This window comes from bacterium, from assembly GCA_030685015.1.
In the GTDB taxonomy this organism is placed as follows: Bacteria; CAIWAD01; CAIWAD01; order CAIWAD01; family CAIWAD01; genus CAIWAD01.
On sequence record JAUXWS010000087.1, the window covers coordinates 93,075 to 116,490 of the forward strand.

The window sequence follows — 23,416 nt, forward strand, 5'->3', positions numbered from 1 at the left end:
GCTTAGGGTAGGAACCCGGTCCCGCCGGATCCGTCCTCGAGGCAGGCACGGATGGCCTCCGCCGCCAGCCGGTGGCCGGAGGCGTTCCAGTGGCCGTCGTGCTGGAAGTGGTGGTCGAGGGGCCGTCCCTCCCGCTCCAGGACAGCGCTCATATCCACCACCTTGAAGCCCGCCCCAGCCAGGATCCCCACGAAGTGCCCGTGGACCGAGCGCTCCTCTGCCTGGTGGTCGCCCAGCCAGAGGGCGCGCGAAGGGATGACCAGCACCAGCAGTTCGCGCGGTCTGTGGGCTGCCGCCAGACGCTGCAACTCCCGCAGCGTGCTTTGCATCCGCTTGGGCGTGGCCGTCTTTCCTGCCAGAGCCTCCTCATCCGAGCGGACCAGTCCCACCCGAAGCGCCGCCTCCCGCAAGGCGGGGGTGTGATGGACCGCCGCCGTGAAGGCGTTGTAGGCCGCGGACTGGGTCGTCAGGACGCGCTTCAGGCGGCGCAGCGGCCTGAAGCGCCCCGCCGTCGGCCGCGCTTGGGCCTGCCGCTCGCGCCGGCGGTCATAGTCCAACAGGTCGTTCTCCATGCACAACCCCACGATGAGGCGCTCGATGCGGGCGCCCCGCGCCTGGGCATAGTCCAGCAGCCGCTGGTAGCCGACCAGATCCGTGGGGATGGCGATGTTGAAGACCCGCTCCGGGAGCAGTTCGTCCAGCACGCTTGAGAAGCGGTCCACCTCCTCCACACCATGGCCAAAGGAGAAGGAATCCCCCACGACGAACCAGTCCGCCGGCCCGGATTGCGCCAGGTCACGCCCGTCGCGGAAGCCGTGGCGATTGATGCGGACCCTGACATCGTAGTCCCCCGTGTTCTTCCACATCCGACCGTCGAAGCCCACGGGGGCCAGGGGCACGCCATCCCGCTCGTGGTAGGTGATGCGCCCGGCGGGTGAGTACTGCGGCAGGACCAGCCGGACAAGGCCCTCGAGCAGTAGGAGACTGAACAGGGTGGAGACCAGCAGCACCAGGCCCCGCACCAGGATCGCACGCAGTCCAGGTCCCATCCCAGCCTCCTTCCGGTCGATGGTGGATCACAACCCCACAGCCTGGACGCCACCGCGGCGGCCTGCTCGCGGCTCGATTCCGGCCGCTGGATGCTGTCGCTTCTCCCTATCTTCACTCCCGGCGGGCACGCGGCCCGCTGGGGGGAGCACAAGGTGGCGATGCTGAAACACTCTGTCTTCCTGCTGAAGCAAGGCCTGGCCAACCGGGACGCACTCCGGCTCCGGGACAGGCTGGAGGCCGAGGAGAGGCTGTCCGCCGACGAACTGGCGGAGCGCGCCTGGCACAAGATGCGCTCCTTGGTTCGCTTCGCCTGGGAAAGCACCCCCTTCTACCGTCGCTTCTACGGAGCGGCGGGCTTCCTGCCGGGCGACCTTCGACAGCGCGAGGACTGGCAAGGCCTGCCTGTTCTCACCAAGCAGCACCTGCGGGAGTCCTTCCCCGAGCTGGTGGCGCGCCCGGTCCGGCGCCGCTGGCAACGGGTGTCCAGCACAGGGGGCAGCACCGGGGAGCCGGTCAAGGTGCTCTTCGACACCCGGGTGCGCCTGGAGGCCTTTGCCTGGCGCATGCTGGACTGGTGGGGTCGATTCCCCTCCGATGACATCGCCTTCGTCTTCCGCCGGACGCAGGGCCGGGGTGGCCGCCTGCTGAACCACCTGCTTTGGTGGCCCACCCGCCGCTTGTTCCTGGACGCGGGCGCCATGTCGACCCCGGCGGTGGATCGTTTCCTCCGGCACATGAAGCGAACCCGACCCGCCATCCTCCAGGGCTACACGGGCGCCCTGGCGGACGTGGCGGAGGAGCTGGAGCGCCGCGGCCTGCGACCGGACCACCTCAAGGCCGTCTGGTGCACATCGGCTCCGCTGCCGGACAGCCAGCGCAGGCTGCTGGAGAGGGCCTTCGGCGCACCGGCCTATGACCAGTACGGGTGTGGCGAAGTCTTCTGGGTGGCCGCCGAATGCCGTCTGCGACAGGGCCTGCATGTGTTCCATGCCAGCCGGCACATCGACGTGGTGGACGAGGACGAGCGACCCTGCGCCCCGGGCACACCCGGCGACCTGCTGGTCAGCGACTTGGAGAACCGGGTCTTTCCCATCCTGCGCTACCGTAACGGTGATCAGGGAAGCACCTTGCCGCACCACTGCCCCTGCGGCTTGCCCTTGCCGCTTATCGCCAACGTCAAGGGACGGATCAGCGATTCCCTGCGCCTGCCTGGCGGGCGGACCATCGCCGGGGACTACCTGACGACCATCTTCGATTCCTGCCCGGAGGCGGTGCGGGCCTTCCAGGTGCGCCAACTTCTGGACCAATCCATTGTGCTGCGCTGCGTGCCGGGAGACGGGGCGCACGCCCGGAGGCAGGTGGAGGCAGTGGCGTTGGGGCTGCGCCACTGCGTGGCGGGATGCGTGCCCGTCCGGCTGGAGCTGGTGGAGCGCATCGCCCATGACCGGGGCAAGACACGTTTCATCGTGCGCGAGACGGAGGAGGGGAGGTGAAGCGGCCGCTCGTCGTGATCAACGGCCCCATCCTCCAGGACGGAGCGCGCCGGCTGATCACCCGGCACACGGGTCGCATGCTGTCCGAGGTTGCCGGGAAGCTGGGCCCCCTCGAGTTGTGGCAATTCCTGGTGCCGCGGCAGGATGCGCGGACGGCGGGCGGGTTGTTCGACTTCGATCTCTCCCTCCACCCCCTGCTCGCGGCGGGGGGTGTGCCCAGTCCGGCGGGCTCCGGCTGGAAGCGCCTGGTGCCGAGGCTGCACATGTACGCAGGTCTGCCGGCGAAGGTGGCCCATCGTCCCTGGTGTTACCTGTTCCTGCCGGGCACACTGCCTGCGGCCTGCGCGGCGGCCTGCCGCCTGCGCGGGGTTCCCTACGCCGTCTATCTGCGGGGCTTGGCCCCCGACGACTGGTTGCATGCCCAGGCCCTCGGGCATGCCCGCCTGGTGGTCTGCAACAACACCCATGACGCCGGGCGTGCCTCGCGCCATGCCCGCCCGGTGGTCATTGCCCGTGCCTTGACAGAATTGGACGGGGGGGATCTGGAGCGACCCAGGGATTTCCGTCCGCGACCTCGCCGACTGCTCTTTGTGGGCAGACTGGAGAAGCCTAAAGGTGTGGATGTGTTGCTGACCGTCTTCAACCGGTTGAGGCGGGATGATCCAGACCTGGAGTTGGTGCTGGTGGGGGATGGTCCCCTGGCACCTGAGGCCGAGGCGATGGACGGCACGTGCGGCGGGATCCGGTTGACGGGGACCCTGCACGACCGGGACAGCCTGGCGCGGGAGTATCTACAGGCGGACCTGTTCATCCTGCCTTCCCTGGCGGAAGGCTTCCCCCGGGTTCTCTACGAGGCCATGATCTTCCGTCTGCCCATCGTGACAACCATGGTGGGAGGCATCCCATCCGTCATGGAGGATGGTCGGAATTGCCTGGCCGTGGCCCCCGGCAGTCCGGAGTCACTGGAGACGGCCATCCGCCGCCTTCTGTGGGATTCCGCCTTGCGGGCCACCTTGGTGGAGGGGGGGATGGGCACCATGAGGGCCTGGCTGGAGTGCCGGCTGCCCTCCCACGCCGACCACTTGCTGCAAGCATTTCCGCCCATGGGGAGGAGATCGTGAGTTCCGGGACCCGCCCCCGCATCCTGGTCCTGCTGCCGCACTTCCTGCCGGGCCTCGCCTACGGCGGCCCGGTGCGCACCGTGGCCAACCTGCTCGAGCGCATGGGGGAGGAGTTCGACTTCCATCTGTTGACCGCCAACCACGACTTCCGCAGCACCGTCCCCTATGAGGCGCCCGCCGACCAGTGGCTCGACTGGCGGGGCATGGCCCGCGTGCGCTATGCCACGCCGGCCGGCCTGCGTCCCCCCTCCCTCATCAGCCTGGTCTGTGATCTGGCCCCGGACCTGTTGTACCTCAACAGCCTCTTCCACCCCCCTTTCTCGCTTTTGCCCATGCAACTGTGGCGCTGGGGTGCATTCGGGCGGGCGGGTCTGGTGCTGGCGCCGCGTGGGGAGCTGGCCGCGGGCGCGCTGGCGCAGAAGGCGAGGAGGAAGAGCGCCTTCCTGGCTGTCGCACGGAGGCTGGGCGGCTATCACAAGGTGGTCTGGCAGGCCTCCAGCGAACACGAGGCGGGGGACATCCTTGCCGCCTGGCCCGCGGCCCGCGTCGTGGTGGCCGCCAACCTGGGCGTGGCGCCCGCGCTTCGCCCAAGACAACGATGCAAGGAGCCTGGCCAGTTGCGCCTCCTCTTCCTGGGCCGCATCTCCCCCATCAAGAACCTGCCCTTCCTGCTGGAGCAGCTGGCGCATGTCGAGGGCCGGGTGGAGCTGACCGTGGCCGGCCCGGCGGAGGACCGTGCCCACCTGGATCAATGCCGCCGGCTGATCGCGACGCTGCCCGCGACCGTGCGCGTCACCTTGGCCGGGGCCGTGGACCGGGAGAGCGCCGACCGCCTGCTGCGCGAGGCCGACCTGTTGGTCCAGCCCAGCCTGGGCGAGAATTTCGGCCACGCCATCCTGGAGGCCCTGGGCCAGGGCCTGCCCGTCCTCATCAGCGACCGCACGCCCTGGCGGCGCCTGGCGGAAAGGCAGGCGGGCTGGGACCTGCCTCTAGAGGGGGCGGCCTTCCGGCGCGCGCTGGCCATCGCCCTGTCCTGGAGCGAGGAGGAACGGGCCGCCTGGTCCGCCGGCGCGCGACAGGCGGGCCGGGCCCATGTGGAGGATCCGCTGCCGCTGGAAGGCCATCGGCGACTCTTCCAGACGGCCCGGGAGTTACGGAGATGAGCGGCCTGGGTCGGGCGCTGGCCGAGCACGGGCTGGCGGGACTGGGCGAGACCCTGCTCGTCTGGAAGTTGTGGCGCCCCTGGCAGAAGAGACGCTGGGTGGCGCGCTGCCTGGCCGACGAGGCGGCCCATCCCCTTGACCTGGGCGACAGGACCTGGCAGTGGGCCGCGCCCGGCGACATCCCGCCCGACTGGTACTCCCCGCACTTCCCGCTCAGCCGGGAGGACCAGGAGCGCCTGCCCGCCGCAGCGTGGACGCCAGTGGAGGTGGAAGGTCTCCGGGACCGGTGCGCGCAGATCGACCGCGGGGACTTCAGCTGGCTGATGGCGGGCGCGCCCGCCCTGGGGCCCCTACCCGACTGGCATGCCCTGCTCGACCGTGCGGGATCCTGGCCGGACGTGCCTTCCGACCAGATCGACTACTTGAGCGAAGCACGGCCGGCGGACATCCGCCGCATCTGGGAGCTGAACCGGCACCAGTACTTCATGGTCCTGGGCCGCGCCTGGCGCCTGGAGCGGGACCCGCGCTGGGCGGCATGCTTCGCCCGGCATCTGGGGGACTGGATCCGGCGCAATCCGCCGGGCCGCGGGCCGAACTGGACCCAGGCCCAGGAGGTGGGGCTGCGGGCGGTGAGCTGGTGCTGGGCCTGGCACCTCTTCCACGACGCCCCGGCCTTTACGCCGGAATTGAGGGGGACGATGCTGCGGGCCCTCTCCTGGCACCTGCGCTTCCTGGAGCGCGAGACCTGCGCCTTCGGCAAATGGACGCACAACCATCTCATCTCCGAGCTGGCGGGCCTCCACCTGGTCAGCTCGCTCTTTCCACAGATGCGGCAGGCCGGACGACTGGAGCGCTGGAGCCGCCGGCTGCTGCTGCGCGAAGCGGGGAAGCAGGTCTGGCCGGACGGCCTGGCCGGCGAGTTGGCCACCGCCTACATGGGCTTCGTGCTGGACACGCTCTGCGGCGTGCTGGCCTGCCGGCGCGAGAGCTGGCGCGGATCCGTCCTCGAGGAGCGGGTGGCGGCCATGGGCGGGGCCATGGCCTGGCTGACCCGCCCCGACGGCAGCCTGCCCAGCGTGGGGGACTCGGACGACGGGCGCGGCTGGATCCTGTCGGAGGAGCCGGTGCGTCGCAGCGCCTACGGCCAACTGCCCGCCCTGCTGCTGGGAGGGAGAGTCGAGGCGTGGGTGGCCGCGGAGGCGGATGTGGCATGGCGCTGGCTCTTCCCCGCCGCGGCGGAGCGCTGCTCCCGCCAGGGAGGACCGGCGCCGGCGGGACGCGTCTTTCGGGAGGGGGGCATTTGGAGCTGGCGGCGCCACGCGGGGCAGGATTCCGACTGGCTCCTGCTGCGCGGCGGCGCCACCCGGCGCCGGCGCTGGGTGCAGCAGGGCCATCACCACGCCGACCTCCTTTCCTTCGAGTACGTCCATGGCGGCCGTCCGCTCCTGCTCGACCCCGGCAGCTATGCCTACGGCCGTGAGACCGCGCTGCGCCTGCGCTACCGAGGCAGCCGCGTCCACAACGGCTTGTGGGTGGAGGACCTGGAGCCCTGCGACTTCCGCGGCCTGCGCTTCGGTGTGTGGGATCTGCCCCTCAGCCGCTGGATCCAAGCTCCCACCGCCGCGCGGCCGGAGGCCTGCCTGGAGTTCAGTCGGGGAGCGGTGACCCATCGCCGCCTGCTGCGTCCCCTGCCGGACGGCTTCGAACTGGTCGACTGGATCCGCCGCCCGGCGGAGCGGTGCGCCGAGCTGGGCTTCCAGCTGGCGCCCGGGATCGAGGCCCGGGCCGGTACCGCCGGCTGGACGCTCCCCGGACTGGGCCTGGCATTGGAGGTGGAGAGCAGGGAGGGCGGCCCGGCCCTGGCGCGGATCGATCAAGGCCGCGTGTCCAGGCGCTACGGCGAGGAGGAGGCCGCCCTTCGGCTTTGCCTGGAGCTGCCGCCCCTTCCGCTCTGCCGGATCGTGACGCGCCTGCGCCCCACGTCATCATGAGGCCGCCATGCGCCTGATCTACCGCTTCTCGGGACCGGTCACCAACAAGGTCATCCATTCCCAGGTGGTGGGCACGCTGGCTGCCTTGCGCGACGAGGGAGTGGAGGTCGACCTCGCCGCCTGGTGCGGGCTGGGGCACGCCCTGCGCCACCTGCCGGCCTACCGGGAGGCGGGGGCCGTCCTTCGCCGGCGCCTCCAGGCACCCTTGGCCGTGCGTTGGACCATCGACCGCTGGCCCTGGCTGGACCGCCGGCTCAAGGACAGGGAGCTGCGGAGGGCCGTGGGCCAGGCCGGCGCACAAAAGCTTGTCCTGCAGACCCGCTCCGCTGACATGGCGGCGCTGATGGCCCTTCTGCGGCGCTCCCGCCCGGCGCTCCGCTTTGTCTACGAACTACGCGGCGACAGCATCGCCGAGCAGGACTACCGCATCGGGCCACGGCCCGCGCCCGAGCGGCGGCGCGCGGTGGACAGGCTGTCCCGGGATCTGGCGGCGGCGGATCTTGTCCTGTGCGTGTCCCGGCGCCTTGCGCACCTCGTGGCGGAGCGCCACGGCGTGGCGGCGGAGCGCCTGCACGTCATGCCATGCACGGCCGACGAGAACTGCTTTCGCCGTGATGAAGGGGAGCGCATGGTGCGCCGGCGGGACTTGGGCCTGGCGGAGCGGGACTTCCTGCTCGTCTACTCGGGCAGCCTGCGCAAGGGCTGGGATGCCCCCGCGCTCCTGGGCGCCTTCCTTCACGCGAATTTGAGCGCCGAGCCCGGGCTGCAGGTCCTGCTGCTCAGTCCGGACCACGCCGCGGCGGCCGCCCTGGCCACCCGGCTGCCGGCGGGGCGCGTCCATTGCCGCAGCTCCGACCACTGGGGGATGCCGGCCTGGCTGAGCGCGGCCGACGCCGGCCTTCTCCTGCGCGAGGATCATCCCCTCAATGCCGTTGCATCGCCCACCAAGGCGGCCGAGATGCTGCTCTGCGGGCTGCCCCTGGTGATCAGCCCCGCAGTGGGGGACTACTCGGAGTGGGTGGCGCGGGCCGGCCTTGGGGTGGTGGCCACGGAGCATCTGCTCCCCGCCGGGGCCTGGAGCCGGCTGCGCGGTCTTGATCCGGCCCACATCCGTCAGGAAGCGCTGGAACAGGTGGGGCGGGGCGGCCCGATCCGGCGGCTGGCCGCACGCCTGAGGGAGCTGTAGCCGCCGCCCGCATGCGCCAGGCATCCTCCTCGAAGCGGGGCAGCATCCACAACAGGGCCGCCACCAGCCAGAACATGCCGTGGATGTATATGGCGTTGTTGTGGGTGAGTCGGCCCCCGCCGAAAAAGAGCACGAACTGGTAGTAGAAGAGCCCGGTCAGGATGCCGAAGTTGAGGCGCTTCAAGTAGGGTTCGCCCAGGCGTCGCACATTGAGCAGGCCGCGCGCGAAGATGGTGCCCACCACGCCCAGGTAGGCCAGGATCCCCACCAGGCCCTGCTCCGTCAGGATCGTCACGTAGTAGTTGTGCGGCGTGATGGCCTGGGCGCGCGTATTCATGGCGGCCGGAAGGTACTGGAGCGGTCCGATGCCCAGCCAGGGATGATCGCGCACCAGGTTCAGGGCGAAACTCCACATCACCAGCCGTTTCTGGGCGGAGCCGTCCATCATGAAGGACTCGTCCAGCAGGATGCGGCGGTTCAGGTAGTCCAGCACCTTGTCGTGCAGGAAGAAGAGGACCAGGCCGAGCACGGCGAGCTTCATCCAGGCCTTGATGTTGCGGGTCCGGCCGAACACGATGAAGAGGAGGAGGACGATGATGCCCCCCAGCAGGGCCGCCCGATGCTCGGTGGCGATGATGAAATAGGTGGAGACGAGGATGATGGCATAGGGCAGCAGGTTGGCCCTCTGCAGGGCCCGGCCGCGGATCATGACCACCGCCACCGGCACCAGCAGCATGAAGACGCGGTTCCCCACCTCCGAATTGACGAAGCCGGCCCCCACCAGGAAGCGGCGCACGCCGCCGCTGATGCGGGTCTGGGCGGACAGCACCTCGCCCACATCCAGCCCGATGGTCTGGTCCAGCACGAAGACCCAGGTCAGGGACAGGACGGCGAAGAGCGCCAGGGACAGCATGAGCGCACGCAGAAAGCGATCCATGTCCAGCCGGTGGCGCACCGCCGCGCAAGCCATGAGGAAGAGGGCGAAGGGAAGCAGGTTCTCCTGGACCAGGTACCAGATGGTGGACGGGTGCGTGACCTGGTTGACCACCAGCGAGAGCAGCGCCCCCACCAGCAGGACAAGCATGCAGCTGAGCAGCGCCGTCAGCCGGTGGGCCGCCAGGCGGCGGTGATGCCAGAGATAGACGGTCAGCAGCAGGACGAGCACCGTCTCGATGTAGATGTGCATGCCGAACACGTTGAGCTCGACCCGGCGGTGGAGTGTGCTGATGAGGGGGAAGGACAGGATGAAGACGGTGAAGAGCCGGTGGCGCTGGTCGCGCGCGGCGAGGAAGAAGACGTAGATCGACATGGCCAGCGCGGCCATCAGCGGAAGCAGCACGTAGACCTTCTCCTGTCCGGCCAGAAGATACTCCGCCAGGCGGATCAGGCCGGGGAGTCCGAAGATGACGCCACCGAGGACGCCGGCCATGACGAGAACGCCGAGCAGAAGGGGTGCCATCAGCGCTCCTCTCCCTGCGTCCACCGCCACGCCAGGCGGGTGACGACGGACCAGCCTCGCCCGGGATTGCGGTGCTCGGCACTGGCGGCGAGGGAGAGCTGGTCGTTCACCTGGGCCATCGCCTGGCAGCGGACCAGCCACTGGGTGGTCACCGGCGGCAGGGGCCAGGGGGCACCGGCCGTCGCCTCCGCGTCCCAGGCCGCGCCCGGGCGGATGGCACCCAGCTCGATCCGCCCCACTCCCAGCGAAAGGAGGCGGGGCCGCCCCGTCAGCCGATAGACCTGCAACTGGGCGTGCAGTTCGCGGCAGTCCCCCCCCTCCTCGTTGCCGATCACCTGGCCTTGCTGCAAGTAGCTCGTCTCCTCGCCCCGGTGGATGTAGGTCCAATGGGAGAGGGCGCTGCCTTCCCCGCGTAGCCGGATCATGTACTGGCGGGCAAGGGGGCGGCGCAGGGCGAGGCCGAGGGTCAGGCCCAGCGCGTCGTCCAGGCGGGCCCGGTCCGCCGCGTCGATCTGGAACTCGTCCACCAGCACTTCTCCATACCAGGTCAGGCGCGAGCCGCCGGGCAGATCGTGCCACAGGTCCCACGTCGCAAAGAGCGTGCTGTTGTCCTGGTCGTGGCCCAGGCCATGGTCGGCCTCCGAGAATCCCTCGAAGTTCTCGAGGAAGTAGGGGACGAAGGGATTGAAGAAGTGCCAGTCGAAGGAGCGCTGCCTGCCACTGAAGAGGATCTGGTCGCCCAGCGAGAAACGCGCCCTGAGATGGGCCGGCTGCCAGACGAAGCGATGCCGCGCGAACCAGCGTGCCAGGTCGGGATCCTCGCTGGAACCCAGTCGCGCCCCCGCCGTCTCCAGGCTGAACACGTCATCGGGCCGGCGCAGGCGGAAGCGGAACATGTCGACGGGTGGAAGGTGGGCGGGCCAGGCCAGCTCCGACAAGTGATCCAGGCCGGCGCCCAGATTGCGTCGGCCCCATTCCGCCACCAGCCAGGGTGTCTCCCAGCCCAGGGTGGCATGCAGCACCCGCCCCGTCCACCCGCCCCGCTCCGTGTGGGTGCCAAGCAGGACCTCGCCCTCCTCCGCCGTCGTTCCGGCCAGCCAGAAGCCCGCCCACAGCGAGGGCCCAAGCCGGGCATGGCCCCCACCCTCCCCCCACACTCCCGGAACGGTGCTGCCGGCGCGGAGCTCCAGGGAACGGGCTTCACGGGACCATGGCCGGGTGAGGACGTCCACCCCTTCCTCCGCCAGGCGCAGACGGAGGAGTTCGCCGAAGGGATCCGCGGGCAGGAGCCAGTCCGCCGCGACCGCCGCACGCATCAGGGCGAGGATCGCCACGGCCAGTGGCAGACGGGGGCGGATCATCGCAACAAACCCGCCACCGTGACCACGGCCAGGGAGGCGACGGCCAAGGCATGGACGCGGTTCTCCTCCAGCGGCGCCAGGCTGGCCCAGACGCGGTAGACGAAGAAGAAGGCCAGCATCTCCACGCCCAGCAGGTCCGTCGAAAAGGTCGCCTTCAACTGCACAGGCAGATAGAAGAGCAGGATCGCCCCGAACACGAGGAAGTACTCGATGGGGTTGGTGACGAGGACGATGCGCCGGAACCAGGCGATGAAACAGAGGCCGCTGTAGACAGTCAGCGCCAGCCCCAGCCCCAGCCAGGCGCGGGCCACCGGCTGGTCCAGGTCATGGATGCCGAAACCGCTCTGGTGCAGGATGAAGAAGTGGGTGGCCACGATCAGGGCCACCGTGATGGAAAGACGGGACTGCCCGGAACTGCGCAGGCGCATCCACGACCAGAAGGCGTAGCCCAAGGCCAGCGTGGCAGGCAGCACGCCGTACTTCAGGTCGACGCCCCTTACCATGAACAGCTCAAGCCCGAAGAGGAGGACGAGGGCCAGCCCCGTGACGCGCGGCAGTAGGGCGTGAGGGCCCGCTTGGACCCCGCCGGATGCCACCCGGACGGATTCGGAAGAAGGCCGACGGTGCTCCTGCCACCGCCTGATCAAAAAGATGCCGATCAGCGCCAGGATCAGGCCCAGCCCCATCCATCGAAGCTTCAAGGGACTCAGGGCCAGGATGGGAAAAAGCCCCACGAGGCTGGCCAGCATGTACTCCAGGTAGACCACGCTGTCCTGGCGCAGGCCCAGACCGATCAGAAGGTGATGCAGGTGCTTGCGGTCGGCCAGGAAGGGGGAGCGTCCGGCACTCAGGCGCCGGATGAAGACCTGCAGCGTGTCCAGCATGGGGATGGCGAAAAAGCAGAGGGCCGTCCAGGGAGGCAGGCGGCCGCCCTCTTGATTGACAAGGAAGACGGCGGCCAGCACGAAGCCGAGCAGGTAGGAGCCGGCGTCCCCCATGAAGATCGTGGCTGGCCAGGTGTTGACGCGGAGGAAGCCCACGACGCTGGCGATCAGCGCGATGAGCACGGCCACCGTCCGCCATTCGTCCCCGTGGATCAGGTACATGCCCAGGCAGAGCCCGCCAATGACGACCAGCCCGCCAGCCAGGCCGTCCAGGCCGTCCTGCAGGTTGACGGCGTTGATGAGGAAGACCATGAAGAGGCCGGCGACCGGCCAGCTGAGCCAGGGGTCGCCGCCGACCAGCGGCAGGTTGATGACGGGACGGGCGATGGCCAGGAAGACCGCCGCCGTGACCCACTGCAGGCCGAACTTGGTCCAAGGGGAGAGGCCGATGAGGTCATCGGTCAGGCCCACGGCGGAGATGATGAGGGATCCGGCCAGGATGGCCCGCACGGCGGGGGTGAAGGGAATGAAGACCAACGAGGTCAAGAGAAAGGCGAAGACGATGAGCACGCCCCCGATGCGCGGAATGGGCACGGTGTGGACCTTGCGCCCGTCCGGCTGGTCGACGGCTCCGATGTGGAGGGCGAGACGCTGCAGCAGCGGCATGAGCAGGATCATGATGCTGAGGGCGAACACGCCGACGAGGAGATAGGTCACCGCCGCTTCCTCGGGTTGGGCGCCGGACCAGGATGGCGGACTCCGGGCCTCACACGCGCTGCACGCCGGCCAGGTGCTCTCCCACCAGCCGGGCGATGGCCGGGGCGCTGGTCAGGCCCGGCGATTCGACGCCGATCAAGTTAACAAGGCCGGCCAGTCCCCGTCGACCCTCCTCGCGGATGTAGAAGTCGCCGGCCGGCTTCCGGCGCGGGCGCAGGCCCACTCCCGCCGGCCGCAGGTCGGCGGCGGCCAATCCGGGCAAAAAGCGGGACACGCCGGCGGCGAAGTCCGCGGCCAGGGCCTCGTCCTGCGCGAAGTCCTCCCGGCGGCTGTGTGGCGGGCAGGGCCAGGTGGCCGAGGGACCGAAGCGCAGGGCGCCGCCCAGATCCAGCGTGACGTGGATGCCCAGGTGGCCCTCGCCGTCGGCGGGTGGCAGCGGGTAGATCAGGTGGCGCAGCGGAGGGCAGGCGCCGCCGCGGGGCGTGAAGTACTCGCCCCGGCTCCAGTATTGGCGCAGCCCCTCCCCCTCCACATCGATGCCGGCCAGGGCCGCCACCTGGTCCGCCTCCAGGCCCGCCGCGTTGACCACGGCCCGGGCGCTGATGGTCAGGCGGGGACCCCGGCGGGGCAATGCCCGCGGCAGGACGGGCGGCGCCTCTTCCTCCCGGCACGGCGCCAACGCTCCCTCCCCCTCCTCCACCTCCAGCTCCCATCCGCCCGCCACCGGCCGCAGGGCGGCGACGCGGGAGCGGCACGCCAGCTGGGCGCCAGCCGCCCGGGCCCGTTCCCAGAGGTGGCGCATCAACCCGTGGCTGTCCAGGATGGCCGTCTCCGGACTCCACAGCGCCGCCAGGGCGCGCACGGCCGGCTCGGCCGCGGCCAACTCCTCCACGCCGGCGCGGCGCAGGCTTGTCACGCCATTGAGTCGGCCTTGCTCCAGCAGGTCGTCCAGGCGCGAAAGTTCCTCCCGCCGGGTGGCGACGATGAACTTGCCCGTTTTCCGGTAGCCGAAATGGCCCTGGGCGGCCCATTCCTCGATGCGGCGCCGACCCTCCAGACAGAGGCGCGCCTTCAGACTGCCGGGTTCGTAGTAGATTCCGGCGTGGACCACCTCGGAGTTGCGGCTGGACACGCCCCGTCCATAGCCCTCCTCGCGTTCGAGAAGAAGCAGTTCGGCCCAGGGCGCCAATTCAGCGGCGACGGCGAGTCCGACCACGCCGGCGCCCACGATGATGACGTCAACATCCATGGAGTTTCCCGCTCTCATGACCAGGAGGGAAGGCAGCACGCCCGCCGCGGGAGAGGGCGCCGCGCTGGAAGAGCTGTGCCGGGAGGCCGCCGCCTGCCGGCTCTGCGCGGAAGTGCCGGAGCCGCGACCGGTCTTCCAGGTCGGGATCACGGCCCGCCTGCTCATCGTGGGACAGGCCCCCGGCCGCCGCGTCCACCAGTGCGGCATCCCCTGGCACGATCCCTCCGGCGATCTCCTGCGCCACTGGCTGGACCTGGATCGCGCCGCCTTCTACGACGCCTCCCGGGTGGCCATCGTGCCGGCCGGGCTCTGCTGGCCGGGCACGATTCCAGGGCGGGGGGACCGACCCCCGCCGCCCCGCTGCGCCGCGCTCTGGCAGCCGCGTTTCGCCGCCGCCCTGCCGAGGCTGGAGCTGGTGCTGGCCGTGGGGGCGGCCGCCCAGCGTCACTGGTTGCCCGGCGCCACGAGGGTGGATGAGACGGTGCGGGGAGGCGAGCGTCTCGCGGAGGTCCAGGACCGGCGCCTGGCCGTGCTGCCCCTGCCCCACCCCTCGCCCCGCAACCGCCGCTGGCTGGCGCTGCGTCCCTGGTTCGAGGCGGAGGTGCTGCCCCACCTGCGCCGCCGCGTCCAGCGGCTGTTGGCGTCATGACGCTTGATCATGCAGCCATGAATCAGAACATTGCCTGCACACAGCCCCGGAGTGTCCATGCGTCAGAAGACAGGTGACAAGCACGGCGCCATCCTGAAAGCCGCCGTCCAGGTTTTTGCCGACCAGGGCTTCGCCGAGGCGAAGGTGGCCCGCATCGCCCGCGTGGCCGGAGTGGCCACGGGCAGCGTCTACAACTACTTCGACAGCAAGGAGGACCTCCTCCACTCCATCTTCCGCGACATGTGGACCCGCATCCTGGAGGATCTGGCCGAGCTGGCCGGGCAGACGGAAGTGCCGTCCGACCAGCGGCTGGAGCGCATGGTGGACACGGTTTTCGACCGCTTCAGCGACGACGCCAACCTGGCGCGCGTCTTCGTCAACGAGCAAAGCTTCTGGATGCATCGCTGGGAGGGGGAGCTGGAGCAGCTCTACGGCCGCTTCATGGAGCTGCTGGGGCGCACCCTGCAGGATGCCGGCTTGCGGTCGCAGATGGATCCGACCATCCAGCGCTACCTGGTCTTCGGCGCCGTGCGCCAGCTCATCCACCAGTGGGTGGACCCCAAGTGCGCCTTCACCCGGGAGCAGGCCCATGCGCAAATCCTGCTGCTCCTGCACTCCTTGACCGGCCAGGACTGAGCAAAAGCCGGCATCGCCCTGGCCATCTCATCGCCATCTCATCGCCTCTCATCGCTATCGCTATCGATCCCGATACCGATAGCGATATCGATATCGATTTGGAGAAACTCGAGCCGGCCTGGGTTCACAACTGCACGAAGCCCACCTTGCGCTGGACCTTGCCCAACATGCGGCCGGCCCTCCGACGCGCCTTCTCGGCGCCCTGGCGCAGGATCTCCTCCAGCCCCGGCTTGTCGGCCAGCAGCTCCCGCGTCCGGGTGCGGATGGGCGTCAGCCAGGCCGCCAGCGCCTCGCCCAGCTCCTCCTTGAAAGCGCCGTAGCCCTTGCCGGCGAAGCGCTGCTCCAGGCTGGCGAAGTCCTCGCCCGTGGCGGCCCGGAAGAGGGTCATCAGGTTGCTCACCCCGGGTCGTCCCTCTGGATCATAGGCGATGCTGTCCCCCGAGTCCGTCACCGCCCGGCGGATCTTGCCCTTGATCTCCCCCGGCTCGTCCAGCAGGAAGATGGTGGCGTTGGGGTCGGAATCGGACTTGGACATCTTGGCCGCGGGGTCCTGCAGGCTCATGATGCGGGCGCCCTCGGCCCGGGGCGGAATCCAGGGCTCGGGCAGGGTGAAAGTCTCGCTGTAGAGATGGTTGAAGCGCTGGGCCAGGTCGCGCGCCAACTCCAGATGCTGCTTCTGGTCCTCCCCGACGGGAACTTTGTCCGCGTCGTAGAGCAGGATGTCGGCGGCCATCAGCACGGGGTAGGTGAGCAGGCCCGTGTTGATGTTCTTCTCGTTCTTGCGGGCCTTGTCCTTGAACTGGGTCATGCGCTGCAGCTGGCCCAGGGGTGCGATGCAGCTGAGGATCCAGGCCAGCTCGCTGTGCTGGGGAACGTGGCTCTGGATGAAGACCGTGTGGCGCGCCGGGTCGATTCCCGCCGCCAGGTAGAGGGCGAGGGCCTCCAGGCATTGCCGGCGCAGGTCGGCGGGCTTCTGCCAGACGGTGATGGCGTGCATGTCCACCAGCATGTAGAAGCACTCGTGGTCCTCCTGCAGCCGGACCCAGTTGCGCATGGCGCCAAGGTAGTTGCCGATCATCAGGCGTCCGCTGGGTTGGATGCCTGACAGGATGACCGGCAGGCGGGGCGGAGTCGGGGCGGGGGTCGATGGGTCCATGAATCCTCGCTTCAACAGGAAGAGCTTAGAATCTCCTTGACGGCGGCCTCGTGGTAATCGTCCATCCCCCAGGCGCCAGCCTGGCGGGCGACGTTGGCGGCGATCTCGTCGTGCCGCTCCGGACCCACCCCCGCCTCGCCCAGGCGGGTGGGGCTGCCGATCTCCCGGTACCAGGCCTCGATGGCGCCGATGCACGCCTGCGCCCCCGACTGGATGGTGGCGGAAGCCGGCAGGCCGAAGACCCTCTCCCCCAGGCGGGCGAGGCGGGCGGCCAGCGGGGCGGCGGCGGGCTGTTCCAGGCGCCAGCGCAGCCAGCCGGGAAAGAGGGCGGACAGACCGGCGCCATGGGCCAGGTCCGTGATGGCGCTCACCGCATGCTCGATCAGGTGGACGGGAAAGGGGGCCGGCCCCATCCCGGCGCTGGTGACGCCGTTGAGGGCCATGGTGGCCGTCCACATGAAATCGCCGCGCGCCTCCAGGTCGAGGGGGTCGCGCCGCAGGCGCGCGCCGCAGTCCACCAGGCAGCGGATGAGGGCCTCCTTCAACTCCAGCTGGACGATGGGCCGCGCCACGGGCGTGTTGGCATAGGGTTCCATCACGTGGGCGAAAGCGTCCGACAGGCCGTTGGCCGTCTGCTCCCAGGGCAGGGTGAGGGTGAGGGCGGGGTCGAGCAGGGAGACGCGCGGATGGGTGTGCAGGCTGGAGAAAAAAGTCTTCTCCCGCGTCTCCTCCCTCGTCACCACGGCGCCGCCGTTCATCTCGCTGCCGGTGGCGGCCAGGGTGAGGACGGCGACCAGGGGCAGGGCGGCCTGGACCGTGGCCGCGCCGCTGAAGAAGTCCCACACGTCGTGCTCGGCCAGGGCGCCGGCGGCGATGGCCTTGGCGCTGTCCACCACGCTGCCGCCCCCCACCGCCAGCACCAGGTCGACCTGCCGGCGCCGCGCCAGCTCGATGCCGGCCCGCACGTGGAAGAGCACGGGGTTGGGCCGCACCCCCTCGTGGAGGATGGCCTCCACTCCCGCCGCCGCCAGCTGGGCCTCCACCTGGTCCAGCAGGCCGCTGCGGCGCGCGCTGCCCTGCCCGGCCACGAGCAGGGCCCGCCGGCCCAGGGCGCGGCAGGCCTCGCCCACCCGGGACGACACGCCGGGGCCGAACTCGATCCGGGTCGGATTCTGGAAGACGAAGGGATTCATCGCTTGCCGCCTCCTCGTGGGCTATCCGCGACCAGGATCCGATGCCCATCCAGGACGAGCCGGATCGACCCCCGGCCCTCGCGCGGGGTCTTGCGCTGCCGCATGGCGCCGCGCAGCCGTTCATAGTGGCGCTGGAGCTCCGGGCCGAGGGCCAGCTCGACCCGCACCGCGGCGGGCAGCCAGTGGCCGCCCACGGACAACCAGTCGTTCTCCAGCCGCAGGGTCTCCAATGTATCGTGCCAGGTGCTGACCTGGGTGACCAGCCAGCGCAGGGTGTCCACGCAATAGTCCATGCGCGCCAGCAGGCCGTCCTCGCGGAAACTGCCGGCCAGGCGGACGCTGTGGGGCGGATCGCCGGCGCGGGGTGGCAACCGGCGCGGCTCGGAAAGACCGGCGAAGAGGCTGTCCGCCGTCCACATCATCGCCCGGCGCGGGAGCAGGACGAAGCCCTTGGCCTCGAATGAGAAACTGTCCGGTGGCGTGAAGCGCAATCCGGCCTGCCTGCCCTTGACGCGCATGCCGGGCAGGTCGATGTCGATGAGCAGGCGGGCGCTCCAGGCCGGCAGTTTCTCCTGGGCGGCCCTGACGCGCTGGATGAGACGCTCCGCCTCCGCGCGGCCGCTTACCGTCCCCGTGGCCGGCACGGCCGTCCAGGTGGCGGCCAGCAGGATGAGCAGGACCATGGGCAGGGCCGGGAAAAGGGTTCTCATGACAGGATGTCCTTCCGCAGGAAGGCGCCGGCGGCCGCCCCGGTGAAGAGGGCGGTCCAGGCCGCCAGGCATGTCAGGCTGCGCCCCAGCTCGCCCAGCGGCAGCGGATCCTCCAGGGCCAGGCTCCACACATCGAAGTGCGAGGTGGGCAGCCAGGGCCGCACGCCGTCGAAGAGCGCCAGGGGCAGGTTGGAGACGGCGAGCAGCACGATGAGGATGGCCATGCTGCCCACGATCGGTCCGATCGGGTGTTCCACCAGGGTGCCCACCCAGAAAGCCAGGGCGGCCACGCAGGCCATCGCCGCCGCCGCGCAGAGATAGGCCAGGGCGAGACGGGGAAGCGCCTCCTCCTCGGCCAGCAGGACCAGGCCGTCGGCCCCCGCCACCAGCACGTCGCCGCTGCCCATCAGCAGCAGGCCGACGCCGACCGACACCACGGCCAGGAGGGCCACCAGGCTGAGAGCGTAGAGCTGGGCCACAAGGTATTTGGCGGCCAGCACCTGCCAGCGCGCGGGACGCCGCGTCAGCCAGACCCGCCAGGTGCCCCGCACCGCCTCGCCGGAAAGGATGTCGCCGGCCACCAGGGTGATGAGGAAGGGAACGTGCACCCAGAGGAAGTTCATGACAATGACCGTCGCCGTGTAGCCGTTCATCACGCTGCCCACGACGAAGAACTGCTCCTCGAGGCCGCGCAGGAACTGGGCGGCCAGTTGCTCGCCGCCGGCGGCCAGACCCCAGAGGATGAGCGGCACCACGACCAGGATGGCGGCGTAGCCGATGCCGGTGCGGGCCAGACGGCTGGTCTTGGCCACCTCGGCCAGGAAGAGGGTCAACACGGCTCCTCCCCGCCCGCCAGCGAGAAGAGCAGGTCCTCCAGTGAATCCCGCGGTCGGAACTCGGCCAGCCCCAGGTCGGCGGCGGCCAATTGCGCCACCAGGGCCGGCGCGTCCAGGTCCGGCGCCTGGAAGGCCAGGCGCCCGCCCCTCTCCTCCAGTCCGCACAGGCCGGGGACCCGGGCCAGGATCTGTCTGGCGCGGTCTCTGTCACGACAGAGGATCTCCCAGCGCCGACCGCCGTGGCGCTCGAAGAGTGTGCCCGGCTCCCCGTCGGCCACGCGGCGGCCTCGGTGCAGCACAAGCAGACGGTCGGCGAGCAGGTGAACCTCGCCCAGCAAATGGCTGGAGAAAAGGACGGCCATGCCCTCCTCGCCGGCCAGGCGGCGGATCCAGTCCCGCATGCGGCGCATGCCGGCGGGGTCCAGGCCAGTCATCGGCTCGTCCAGCAGCAGGAGGCGCGGCCGGTGGAGGATGGCCTGGGCCAGGCCCAGGCGCTGCTTCATGCCCTGGCTGTACACCTTGACGCGGTCGCCGGCGCGGGCGGCCAGGCCCACCTGGGCCAGCACCTCCTCGACGCGCCGCTCGTCGCGCACGCCCTGCAGCCGGCCCAGCCAGCGCAGGTTGTCGCGGGCGCTGAGCTGGGGATAGAGGTCAGCCCGCTCGACCAGGGCGCCCACGCCGGCCAGGACGCGCCGATGACCGCCCGGGAAGGTCTCGCCCAGGAGGCGGAAGCTGCCGGACGTGGGGCGGACCAGGCCGAGCAGCATGCGCAGGGTCGTGCTCTTGCCGGCCCCGTTGGGTCCCAGGAAGCCGAGGATCTCACCAGGCGCCAGGCTGAAGGTCAGATCCTCGACGGCCATCCGCCGGCCAAAGCGTTTGCCCAACCCGTGGACGGCAAGAATGGGATCCGGGCTGAAGGTCGATGAGCTGGCCATGGTCGAACCTATGACATCCTTGCCCATCATGCCATCCCTGGACATGTATCACAGCTGTTTCAGGATGGGGCCGGGCGCCCACCGACGGACATGTGCCGGAGATAGATTCAGACAATTGGTGGTCAATACATGCGCTATTCGTTATTGGCGAGAGCCTGGCACCGACCTGGCACCGGCCTGGCACCGGCCTGGCACCGACCTGGCACCGGCCTGGCACCGGCCTGGCACCGGCCTGGCACCGGCCTGGCACTGACCTGGCACCGACCTGGCACCGGCCTGGCACCGGCCTGGCACCCAGCTTGGCCGAGCGGGTTTTTCGCGAGCAAAGCGCCATGTTCCGGCATGAACACATGCGTCCTCTGCCTGGTGGCCGTCTTGATGTCAGCCACCGCTTCCCGCGCCCAATGGTTGCGCACCATCCATGACGGCTTCACCGATGAGTGGACCGGCTGGCCGGTCCTGGCCGTGGACCCGGCCGGCGACCATGCCGTCGATCTGCAACTCCTGCAGGCCGCGCGGGACGAGACCAGCCTGACCTTCCGCTTGCGTCTGGGAACCGAATTCCTGCTGCAGGAGAGCAATACCCTGCGCATGTTGCTGGACACGGACTGCAACCCCGCCACGGGCACCTCCGTCGAGGGCCTGGGCGCTGAACTGGTCTGGACCTTCGGATCCCGCAGCGGCACCTATCGCCAGGGCGCCACCACCATCACCGTGCGCCACCAGCATCTGGGCCTGCGCACCCTGCCGACCCATTCCAGCACCGACTACGAGATCACCCTGGACCTGGCCGCCCTGCCCGATGGCACGCACCCGCTCTTCCCCCTGGATTCCCTGCGCGCCGTCTTCCAAGTGCCGAGCGGCGACCGGCTGCCCGCCGCGGGCCACGCCACGGTGCAGATCGGGTCCGGCAGCCTGCCCGCCCTCCCCAACACGCCCCTGCCGCGAACCGGCGATGGCACCCTGCGGGTGGCGGCCTGGAACGTCCTCTTCGGCAGTCTCTTCGACACCGGCCTGACCGCCTCCTACGATCGCCTGCTCACCGCCCTGGCGCCGGACATCATCGCCTTCGAGGAGGTCTGGGACCAATCGGCGGCGCAGACCGTGACGCGACTGAACCAGCTGGTTCCCGAACTGGGCCCCTGGACCGCCGTCAAGCGGGATGTGGGCAACATCATCGCGGCGCGCTTCCCCATTCGCACTTCCTGGCTGGTCCAGAGCGGCTATCGCGAGTCGGCCGCCCTCATCGACGCCAGCGCCGTGCTGGGTGACAGCCTGCTCTTCGTCGCCTGCCACCTGCGCGCCTCCGGCGCCAACGCCGAGCGGCAGCAGGAGGCCGACGGCTTGATCAAGTTTCTCCATGACGCGCGCAACCCCGGTGGGGCCATCACCCTGCGCGCGGGCACGCCCATCGTCCTGGCCGGCGACTTCAATCTGGTGGGGGATCGCCAACAGCTGACCACCCTGCTGACCGGGGACATCGTGGACAACGCCACCTACGGCCCGGATAGCCCACCGGACTGGGACGGCAGCGATCTGGCCGATCTCGTGCCCCGCTTCGCCAACCGGCCCGAGGTGGCCACTTGGTGGAACAACAGCTCCACTTATCTGCCGGGGCGGCTTGATTTCATCCTGACCACGGACAGCGTCCTGGAGGCGGTGCGCTCCGGCGTGGTGGCCACGCCCTTCCTCGGGGACAGCCTGCTCGCCGCCTGGAACCTGGAGGCGGGCGACAGCTGGAGCGCCAGCGACCACTTCATTGTCTGGGCCGATCTGCGCCTGCCCCAGTCCTCGGTGGAGGCGCCGCAGCTGCACATCCAGCGACAGGCCGACGCCAGCCTGCTGCTCAGTTGGGAGGCCGTGTCCGGGGCCGCCGCCTACCGGGTCGAACAGGCCTGGACCCTGGGCGCGCCGTGGATGGAAGTGGGTGTGGTGACGGGCACGGCGCTGGTCCTGCCGCCGCCCGGCCAGACGGACCAGCGCCTCTTCCGCGCCATCGCCCTGCGCTGAACTCAGGCGGAGAAGCGCTTCAGATCCCGACCCAGGCGCCGCGCCTCGTCGCCCAGCAGGCGGCGGACCTGTTCCTCGATGGCCGCAAAGGGGTGGCCCACCAGCAGATCCGGCTTGAGCAGGGGCACGCGGTTGTGCGTCAGCTGTTGGTAATGAAGGCGCGAGGCCTGGTTGCGGAACTTCATGCCGGAAAGGAAGAGCAGCTCGAAGAGCGTGTCCGTTCGGCAGCCCAGGCTGCCCGCCATCTCCACCAGCTCCTGCTGGTGGCCGAGCAGGTACATGATGCGCACCTGGCACTCCGGCAGGCTCTGGTCCACGCCGCTGATCGCCCCTTCGCGGATGAAGCGCGCGGCCGTCTCATAGACGAAATCCGCCGGCCCGATGGGCACCTGGCTGCTCAGGATGAAGGGCTTGCCCTGCTCGCGGGCCAGCTGGAGGGCGTCCAGGGCGTTCTCGGGCAGATCGGGGTCGGCGCAGGCGTTGCCGCCGCCATAACCCGCCAGCACCACCGCCTGGCTGCGCTCCACCGCCGCGCAGTAATCGGCGGATCTGAGGAAGGGATCGCAGTAGATGAGGCGCACGCCGTCGGAGAAGCGCAGGTCCAGGCCTTCCTCGCCGGCCGCGGGTCCCTCCCCCGGCCGCCCCACGGCGCAGCGCCAGACCTGGCGGGCGATGGCCTCCATCAGCGCGCGCGTCATCTCCGCCGAATCGACCCGGCAGACGCGGTGGACGTAGATCTCGCGGAAGGCCTCGGGCATGGCCATGCGCAGGAAATCCTCCACCACGCTTTGTCCGGGTTTGAGGGGCTGGCCGTCCTCGCCGGCGGGGGAGCTGTCGATGGTGCCCCCCGTTGTGATGAGGTGCAACTCGTCCAGCACCACCGGTTCGCGCAGGCGGGCGTCCCCCGCCCGGTGCTGCACCTCGTCCCATTCCATCGTCGCGATGGGATCGCCGATGAAGGCGCTGCCGCGCCAGCGCTCCACCTTGGCCAGACTGTCGGAAAAGGCGCTGACGCCATTGTTGAAGACGGCGAAGAGCTTGGGCGGCTCCAGGATGGAAAGGAAGCGCACGGCGCCGTGGATGTTCTGGAAGCCGTCGCTGTGGGCGAAGGCGCGTTCCATGGGCACTTGGCTGCCCGTGAGGCAGACATTGCAATCCAGCTCCTTGAGGGCGTAGCGCAGGAAGGGCAGGGTCCAGGCCAGGGTGTCCGTGCCGTGGGTGACGAGAATGCCGCGCTCCATGGGTCCTCCACTTGACCGGGGCAAGGTATCATCGCGCGGGACCAGGGCCGGCCCCCGGCCAGGGCCGGGCAGCTTGGCGGAGGACCGGCGCCCTTCCTTGACTTTGCCGCCGTCGGCTGCTACTCTTGGGGCCTGATTCCTGAGTAGCTCAATCGGTAGAGCGGGTGGCTGTTAACCACTAGGTTGGGGGTTCAAGTCCCTCCTCAGGAGTTTGAAGGTCAAAGGGTTCCGCCACAAACGGAACCCTTTCTTTTTGCCCCGTCTCCTTTCCGTCTCCTTGCAAACAAAAGATGCCCCACCGCTCAAGTTCGGCAGGGCAAATTGCGCCTGAGGCACTCTGCTTTCGCGCGGGCACAAAAAAGGCCCCCGGATGGGG

18 protein-coding genes, 1 tRNA gene and 1 pseudogene are annotated in these 23,416 nt (G+C 69.8%); 9 read left to right on the forward strand and 11 right to left on the reverse strand.

Annotated features, from left to right (window positions below; all coding sequences use genetic code 11):
• Nucleotides 1-2 precede the first annotated feature (2 nt).
• On the reverse strand, nt 3-1,049 hold the full coding sequence (locus Q8O14_12605; protein MDP2361569.1) for a hypothetical protein: 1,047 nt from the start codon (nt 1,047-1,049) through the stop codon (nt 3-5).
• A 153-nt stretch (nt 1,050-1,202) separates the two neighbouring features.
• Here Q8O14_12605 and Q8O14_12610 point away from each other — a divergent pair, with 153 nt between their 5' ends.
• The 5 genes and pseudogenes from Q8O14_12610 (at nt 1,203) to Q8O14_12630 (ending at nt 7,401) form a co-directional block, all read left to right on the forward strand.
• Entirely contained in the window at nt 1,203-2,543 is a 1,341-nt protein-coding gene (locus Q8O14_12610) for a hypothetical protein (protein MDP2361570.1), read from the forward strand.
• Complete coding sequence (locus tag Q8O14_12615) at nt 2,540-3,664, forward strand: glycosyltransferase (protein MDP2361571.1); 1,125 nt, start codon at nt 2,540-2,542, stop codon at nt 3,662-3,664. Before Q8O14_12610 ends, Q8O14_12615 begins: the two co-directional genes overlap by 4 nt.
• Complete coding sequence (locus Q8O14_12620; GenBank protein MDP2361572.1) at nt 3,661-4,827, forward strand: glycosyltransferase family 4 protein; 1,167 nt, start codon at nt 3,661-3,663, stop codon at nt 4,825-4,827. Before Q8O14_12615 ends, Q8O14_12620 begins: the two co-directional genes overlap by 4 nt.
• Nucleotides 4,824-6,818 carry a heparinase II/III family protein gene (locus Q8O14_12625; protein ID MDP2361573.1) on the forward strand — a complete coding sequence of 665 codons (1,995 nt, stop codon included), beginning with the start codon at nt 4,824-4,826 and terminating at the stop codon, nt 6,816-6,818. The genes Q8O14_12620 and Q8O14_12625 overlap by 4 nt, the downstream gene beginning before the upstream one ends.
• 7 nt (nt 6,819-6,825) lie before the next feature.
• Nucleotides 6,826-7,401: pseudogene (locus tag Q8O14_12630) on the forward strand (glycosyltransferase).
• Between the two features lie 403 nt (nt 7,402-7,804).
• On the opposite strand, the gene Q8O14_12635 reads toward Q8O14_12630, so the two are convergent.
• From Q8O14_12635 to Q8O14_12650, 4 genes are read right to left on the reverse strand one after another with little or no spacing between them, the layout of a single operon-like run.
• Complete coding sequence (locus Q8O14_12635) at nt 7,805-9,463, reverse strand: O-antigen ligase family protein (protein ID MDP2361574.1); 1,659 nt, start codon at nt 9,461-9,463, stop codon at nt 7,805-7,807.
• A complete protein-coding gene (locus Q8O14_12640) occupies nt 9,463-10,824 on the reverse strand; it encodes a hypothetical protein (GenBank protein ID MDP2361575.1) in 1,362 nt (453 codons plus the stop codon). The genes Q8O14_12635 and Q8O14_12640 overlap by 1 nt, the downstream gene beginning before the upstream one ends.
• A complete protein-coding gene (locus Q8O14_12645; GenBank protein ID MDP2361576.1) occupies nt 10,821-12,425 on the reverse strand; it encodes an MraY family glycosyltransferase in 1,605 nt (534 codons plus the stop codon). Before Q8O14_12645 ends, Q8O14_12640 begins: the two co-directional genes overlap by 4 nt.
• A gap of 49 nt (nt 12,426-12,474) precedes the next feature.
• Nucleotides 12,475-13,674 (reverse strand): NAD(P)/FAD-dependent oxidoreductase, encoded by a 1,200-nt coding sequence (locus Q8O14_12650; GenBank protein ID MDP2361577.1) that lies wholly within the window; start codon nt 13,672-13,674, stop codon nt 12,475-12,477.
• 16 nt (nt 13,675-13,690) lie between these two features.
• Between Q8O14_12650 and Q8O14_12655 the strand changes: the two genes are divergently transcribed.
• Both Q8O14_12655 and Q8O14_12660 read left to right on the forward strand, forming a co-directional pair.
• The gene (locus Q8O14_12655; GenBank protein MDP2361578.1) at nt 13,691-14,323 is read left to right on the forward strand and encodes a uracil-DNA glycosylase family protein; all 633 of its coding nucleotides are present in this window, start codon (nt 13,691-13,693) and stop codon (nt 14,321-14,323) included.
• A 57-nt stretch (nt 14,324-14,380) separates the two neighbouring features.
• Complete coding sequence (locus Q8O14_12660; GenBank protein MDP2361579.1) at nt 14,381-14,959, forward strand: TetR/AcrR family transcriptional regulator; 579 nt, start codon at nt 14,381-14,383, stop codon at nt 14,957-14,959.
• A gap of 124 nt (nt 14,960-15,083) precedes the next feature.
• Here Q8O14_12660 and trpS read toward each other — a convergent pair whose 3' ends face one another.
• The 5 genes from trpS to Q8O14_12685 are packed head-to-tail and all read right to left on the reverse strand — an operon-like array spanning nt 15,084 to nt 19,789.
• The gene (trpS, locus tag Q8O14_12665) at nt 15,084-16,115 is read right to left on the reverse strand and encodes a tryptophan--tRNA ligase (protein MDP2361580.1); all 1,032 of its coding nucleotides are present in this window, start codon (nt 16,113-16,115) and stop codon (nt 15,084-15,086) included.
• A gap of 11 nt (nt 16,116-16,126) precedes the next feature.
• Nucleotides 16,127-17,308, reverse strand: a complete 1,182-nt coding sequence (locus Q8O14_12670) for an iron-containing alcohol dehydrogenase (GenBank protein ID MDP2361581.1) — start codon at nt 17,306-17,308, stop codon at nt 16,127-16,129.
• Nucleotides 17,305-18,018: a hypothetical protein gene (locus Q8O14_12675; protein ID MDP2361582.1), complete on the reverse strand. Its 714-nt coding sequence runs from the start codon at nt 18,016-18,018 to the stop codon at nt 17,305-17,307. Before Q8O14_12675 ends, Q8O14_12670 begins: the two co-directional genes overlap by 4 nt.
• A complete protein-coding gene (locus Q8O14_12680) occupies nt 18,015-18,854 on the reverse strand; it encodes an ABC transporter permease subunit (GenBank protein ID MDP2361583.1) in 840 nt (279 codons plus the stop codon). The genes Q8O14_12675 and Q8O14_12680 overlap by 4 nt, the downstream gene beginning before the upstream one ends.
• The gene (locus Q8O14_12685) at nt 18,848-19,789 is read right to left on the reverse strand and encodes an ABC transporter ATP-binding protein (protein ID MDP2361584.1); all 942 of its coding nucleotides are present in this window, start codon (nt 19,787-19,789) and stop codon (nt 18,848-18,850) included. The genes Q8O14_12680 and Q8O14_12685 overlap by 7 nt, the downstream gene beginning before the upstream one ends.
• Nucleotides 19,790-20,131: 342 nt before the next feature.
• On the opposite strand from Q8O14_12685, the gene Q8O14_12690 reads away from it, so the two are divergent.
• Entirely contained in the window at nt 20,132-21,799 is a 1,668-nt protein-coding gene (locus Q8O14_12690; protein ID MDP2361585.1) for an endonuclease/exonuclease/phosphatase family protein, read from the forward strand.
• Between the two features lie 2 nt (nt 21,800-21,801).
• On the opposite strand, the gene Q8O14_12695 is transcribed toward Q8O14_12690, so the two are convergent.
• Complete coding sequence (locus Q8O14_12695; GenBank protein ID MDP2361586.1) at nt 21,802-23,040, reverse strand: asparaginase domain-containing protein; 1,239 nt, start codon at nt 23,038-23,040, stop codon at nt 21,802-21,804.
• A gap of 137 nt (nt 23,041-23,177) precedes the next feature.
• On the opposite strand from Q8O14_12695, the gene Q8O14_12700 reads away from it, so the two are divergent.
• Nucleotides 23,178-23,250 (forward strand) — tRNA-Asn (locus Q8O14_12700).
• The last annotated feature ends 166 nt before the right edge of the window (nt 23,251-23,416 follow it).